Raw genomic sequence first — 1,149 nt, forward strand, 5'->3', positions numbered from 1 at the left:
TGGAGCGGCGCGTCGCCCGCGCCGCGTCCGTCGTCCTCGGCACCTCCTCCGACCTGGTGGACCGGGCCAGGACGCGCGGCGCCCGTGACGCCCGGCTCGCCGCGATCTCCTTCCCGCCGCCGGGCCGCCAGGACCTCGCGGCGGACGACCGGGAGCGCGCCCACCACAAGACCCGGGCCGAACTGGGCGCCGTGGGACGCCCGTTGCTGATGGCCGTCGGAAGCCTGGAGCGGCACCGCGGCTACGACGTCCTCCTGGACGCCGCCCACGCCTGGCTCGCCCTCGATCCGGCGCCGCTGCTCGTCATCGCCGGGGAAGGGCCCGAGCGGGCCGCGCTCAAGCGGCGCATCGAGAGCGAGGGGCTGCCGGTGCGGCTCGCGGGCCGGCGCGAGGACATCGCCGAGCTGCTGGCCGCCGCGGACCTCGCGGTGCTGCCCAGTAGCTGGGAGTCGCGCTCCCTGCTCGCCCAGGAGGCGCTGCACGCACGCGTCCCGCTGGTGGCGACCGAGGTCGGCGGCATCCCCGAACTCGTCGGTGAGGCAGCCGAGTTGGTGCCATACGGGGACGCCCCTGCGCTGGCCAGGGCGGTCGAGCGGCTGCTCGCCGACCCCGAGCGCCGTGCGGAACTCAAGGACAAGGGGAGCGCGCAGGCCGCCTCCTGGCCGACCGAGGACGCGACGCTCGCCCAAGTACTCAGCATCTACGACGAGTTGACCGGCGGCCTCTGAGGCGACGGCGTCACGGCAGGTGCCTGCGGGCCCGCAGCGCCAGACTCAGCGCGAGCACCGTCTGCGGATCGTCCAGGTCCGTGCCGAGCAACTCCCCTATGCGGGCAAGGCGGTTGTAGAGGGTCTGCCGGTTCAGGTGCAGCTCGCGTGCCGTCTCCGCCTTGCGGCCCGTGTGCGCGAGATACGTCTGGAGCGTGGGCAGCAGCGGCGGCTTGGAGCGCTTGTCGTGGTCCTGGAGCGGGCCGATCGCGCGCTCCACGAACGCCGCCAGGTCCGGATGGTCCCGCAGCCGCCACAGCAGCAGATCGATGTCGAGGCGCCGTGCGTCGTACCAGGGCCGGTCGTCCAGGCCCTGTGCCGCCGTCGCCGTCTGGGCCGCGTGCCGCAGGCCCGCGGCCGCCGCGCCCCAGCCGCCCGCCCC

2 protein-coding genes are annotated in these 1,149 nt (G+C 75.3%); one reads left to right on the plus strand and one right to left on the minus strand.

The window, feature by feature from the left end:
• On the plus strand, window positions 1-728 hold a 728-nt coding region (locus G3I40_RS25120; protein ID WP_164304390.1), incomplete at its 5' end, for a glycosyltransferase family 4 protein.
• A gap of 10 nt (window positions 729-738) precedes the next feature.
• Here G3I40_RS25120 and G3I40_RS25125 read toward each other — a convergent pair.
• A partial coding sequence (locus tag G3I40_RS25125; RefSeq protein WP_164304391.1) for a helix-turn-helix domain-containing protein occupies window positions 739-1,149 on the minus strand: 411 nt, incomplete at its 5' end.

It is taken from the genome of Streptomyces sp. SID14478 (genome assembly GCF_010548525.1).
In the GTDB taxonomy this organism is placed as follows: domain Bacteria; phylum Actinomycetota; class Actinomycetes; order Streptomycetales; family Streptomycetaceae; genus Streptomyces.